Source organism: Candidatus Zixiibacteriota bacterium (assembly GCA_022865345.1).
Taxonomy (GTDB): Bacteria; Zixibacteria; MSB-5A5; order MSB-5A5; family RBG-16-43-9; genus RBG-16-43-9.
Window position 1 is genome coordinate 1 of sequence record JALHSU010000012.1, and the last position, 3,801, is coordinate 3,801.

The window sequence follows — 3,801 nt, forward strand, 5'->3', positions numbered from 1 at the left end:
AAAGAATCCCATAAAAAGCTCCTCCCGCGACATCCAGAGGGTAATGTACCCCAACATAAATGCGGGAGAAAGAGACTGTAACCGCAATAGCTAACCAGATGAACCAAGCCCGGCGATAAAGAAAAGTCAAGATCGAGCCTGCGGCAAAAATATTAGCAGCATGCGATGAGGGAAAAGAGCCAGAATGAGAGCATCCAGCCAAGAGATGCACCTGCGGAAAAACATTGCAGGGCCTGACCCTTCCGATCCAGGACTTAAGCAGAAGATTAACGGATGAATCTGCCATTCCTAAAACAATCAAGACCAGAACAGCGGCTATCCTTTCTTTTTTCCGTCCAAAGATAAGCATAGCCAGCATTATCAGGAAAAAAAGGATTCTCCAGTTTTTAAACTCCGTAATAAAAGGCATCAGAAAGTCAAAAAACCGGTTCTGCAGTTTCAGATTGAGAAAAAGGAAAAGCTCTTTATCCAGCTTGATTAGAAAATCGAAGATTTCAGTAAACATCTCCATCCTTTCTTCGTTGTGGGGACACCAATGAAGAGAAATTCTTTTACAGGTTTATAGAGATTCTTCGCCCCGCCACAGGCGGAGCTCAGAATGACGATTGTCGAGACTTGTGTCATACTGAGCGAAGCGAAGTATCTCTCTCGCTCTCTGTTGGTCTCCTGACCAACAGAGCCATCCGCGCAGGGCTCAGAATGACTGTTTATGAGCAGGTCATATTGGGCTAAGCGAATTTTCTCCTCATTTCAAAAAATCTTGCACCTCTTTCAGAGTGGGTATACCTTCTCTGCCGCCTAATTTTCTGCACTTCAAAGCTGCGCAGGCTGAGGCAAACTCAATAATTTCTCCCATCTTCCATTTTTTCAAAAGCCCGAAGATGAATGCGCCGTGAAATACATCCCCTGCTCCAGTAGTATCGACCACCTCGACTTTAAATCCCGGAAAATAGTTTACCTTGTCCTCATTTATCCACAGACATCCTTTTTCTGATAATGTTACCACCACACACTTGAACCCTGTCTTTTTCAATTCTAAGCAAGCCTGGCTTAAATCCTCAAGATGAGTGTAATCATAGGCAAATTTTCTGGAGGCTACCAGATAATCAGCTAAAGGGAAAAGTTCTTCTATATTTTCTCTTAAACTCCCCAAATCTAAGATGACTTCAGAACCGTCCTTTTTCGCCTTTTTAGCTAAAAATATATTCGCCTCTTTATCCCTACCATCTAAGTGTAGATATCTGAAAGAGATGCCCTTCAAAAATGAGATTTCTTTTGGCTGGACTGGCTTCATCCTGGTTTTGTCCAGAGCTACGGTTCTCTTCCCGCTGTTTTTGTCCACCCAGATGAAAGCCTTTAAACTTTTTACCTTTTCATCTATGAGCAGGTAGTCGACATCCACTCCGAATTTTTCCAACTCAGACCGGATTACCATTCCCTCATAATCATCGCCTATCTTCCCCACAAAAGCAGCCTCAGCCCCTAATTTTGCCATGGTCGCCATAGCAGTGGGAACAGGACCACCTCCCTGAACTGAAGAGGATACGACATTCACTTTCTCATCTAATCCCGGATAAGGGTCCAAGATGGAAAGATAATCCAGGGCACAGATGCCAAAGCCCAGGCAATCGAAATCATACTCCTTCAAACTTTATCTCTCCTCTGGTTTTGTATCTAAACTTTTCCACGAGCCCCACGTTGGTTCGGGAATTGGTTTTCTCGAACCGATCGCGTGCGGGAACTCCAGTTCCCGCACGAACCGCAGACAGTCGAAATCATATTCCTTCAAATTCTATCTCTCCTCTGGTTTTACTCATTAATTCATCTTTGAGCTTTGAAATGATTCCTTCGCTTACCTCGATTTCCATTCTCGCTCTGTCTCCAAAAGCGAGTTTCTTAACCTTGACTTTTCCTTTATTCAGAATCATCTGAACCCTGTCAAAATATTTCTTTGGAAAAACTATCGCGAGTGCTTCTCTTAACTCCTTTTGGATGAAGACACAGCTCTGCAGCACTCTTAATGCGCTTTCATAATAAGCTTTTGAAAGACCGCAAGTGCCTAACTTGACCCCACCGAAGTAACGAGTAACCACGACTAAGATATCTTTTAGACTCTGAGACAAGATTGCAGACAATATCTGCCTGCCAGCGGTTCCAGAGGGTTCCCTATCGTCGGTTGACTTTTGGAGTTCTCCTTTTTTGAGGACGTAGGCATACGGATTATGGCTGGCATCATGAAATTCTTTTTTTATCTTTTTGATCCAGAGCTCAGCTTCCTCTTCTGAGCCAACCGGTATGGCAGTGGCAATAAATTTCGAGCCTTTGACCAGAAGTTTATCTCTTTTAGATTCTTTTATGCTGAGATAATTAGCTTGACCTTTTGTTTCCTTCAATTTTTTTCTCCACGAACTGCTGGATTAACCTTTTCAGCCGGCTGCCATAGATTAAATCGAATTTCTCCATCTGATCCGGGATCAGGGATTCTGCTTTTAATCTTACCAGGGCCGCTTCCTTTTTTGCCTCACCCAAGGTCAGATCTCCTTTTTTTATCTTCTCACAGGCTTGATCAACAAGCTTCTTGAGCCGTTTCAGTTTTTCTTCAGAATCAAGATACTCTTTCATAGATAATTCAAAACCAGATCTAAATCCTCAGCCCCTTTGATCGGAATAGCTCCTATCCTTACCAACTCCTCAGAACTTTTGTTATCCACTCTCGTCACCATAAAAAGTGGTTTCCCTTGATCAACAGCCCTCTGGGCTGCATCCATCATACCTGAGGCTTCATCCTCAGTCTCCACCACTATGACCGTTTGAGAAATGCCCACCACTATCCGGTTTCTTGCCATCAATTGACCTACATTTATTGGAGCATTTATAGGATACTCAGTTAAAAGAGCACCATTTTTGCTGATTTCAATGGCTAAATTAAGATTCTCCTCTGGATAGATTTTGCTCAGACCAGAACCCAAGACCGCATAAGTTTTCCCTTCTTTTGCCAGTGCTCCTAAGTGCGCGCCAGTATCTATTCCTCTGGCTAAACCACTCACCACCACTACACCTCTTTTAGCCAGCTCCTTTCCTATATCAGTTGCATCCTTTATCCCCTCATAGGAGGCGTGATGAGTCCCCACCACTGCCACAAAGAGTCCTTCAGGCAAGTGAAATTCCCCTTTGAAATAAAGCACAGGCGGGGGGTCATTTATCTGTTTCAGACTTTGCGGAAAATCCTCATCTAAGATGGTTTTGATTCCGATCCCCTGCTTTTCCAAAAAAGATATATGTTCTTCAATCTCGGTGAATTTTTCCTGGGATTTGTAAATCTCTTTAGCCTTCTCCGGGCTTATTCTGGTAAGTCTGGAGATCTGTTCTGAGGTCGCCTTGTACACGTTCTCCGGAGACCCGAAGGCAAAAAGAAGCTGTTGAAACCCCTTGGGACCAACCTTAGCCACTTCCCTTAAAGCGATGACATATTTTCGATAGTCCAAAATCATGACTCTCCATCGTAGGATTGTTTTTCATTTGTAGCGGAAGGCTTTAGCCTTCCAAAGTCTCACCCACCATTACTCTCCTGGAGGTCTGATCCGCCTGAGTGTACTACTTCACAATTTTGGTAACAGGTTTAAACCCGCGTAGGGGCGGAGTTCATCTCCGCCCGAAGGTGATGGGTGGAGGCAAGCTCCACCCCTACGCGAGATCTCTTTAAATAACAACACCTTCTTAAATATGATTGCGATTTCATTGTTCTCCACCTTATTTCCAATTTCTTCCTTAGAGCATTTTTTATAATAAACCGTTACCGAA

6 protein-coding genes are annotated in these 3,801 nt (G+C 43.6%); all 6 read right to left on the bottom strand.

Translation table 11 applies throughout. The annotated features are described in order from the left end of the window. On the bottom strand, positions 1 to 511 hold a 511-nt coding region (locus MUP17_00505), incomplete at its 3' end, for a phosphatase PAP2 family protein (GenBank protein MCJ7457460.1). A 234-nt stretch (positions 512 to 745) separates the two neighbouring features. Continuing rightward, positions 746 to 1,648 carry a PfkB family carbohydrate kinase gene (locus tag MUP17_00510; GenBank protein ID MCJ7457461.1) on the bottom strand — a complete coding sequence of 301 codons (903 nt, stop codon included), beginning with the start codon at positions 1,646 to 1,648 and terminating at the stop codon, positions 746 to 748. A gap of 127 nt (positions 1,649 to 1,775) precedes the next feature. Next, entirely contained in the window at positions 1,776 to 2,393 is a 618-nt protein-coding gene (locus tag MUP17_00515) for a YigZ family protein (protein ID MCJ7457462.1), read from the bottom strand. After that, a complete protein-coding gene (locus MUP17_00520; GenBank protein MCJ7457463.1) occupies positions 2,368 to 2,622 on the bottom strand; it encodes a hypothetical protein in 255 nt (84 codons plus the stop codon). The genes MUP17_00515 and MUP17_00520 overlap by 26 nt, the downstream gene beginning before the upstream one ends. Continuing rightward, on the bottom strand, positions 2,619 to 3,485 hold the full coding sequence (locus MUP17_00525; protein MCJ7457464.1) for a DNA-protecting protein DprA: 867 nt from the start codon (positions 3,483 to 3,485) through the stop codon (positions 2,619 to 2,621). Before MUP17_00525 ends, MUP17_00520 begins: the two co-directional genes overlap by 4 nt. Positions 3,486 to 3,599: 114 nt before the next feature. Beyond that, a partial coding sequence (locus MUP17_00530) for a hypothetical protein (protein ID MCJ7457465.1) occupies positions 3,600 to 3,801 on the bottom strand: 202 nt, incomplete at its 5' end.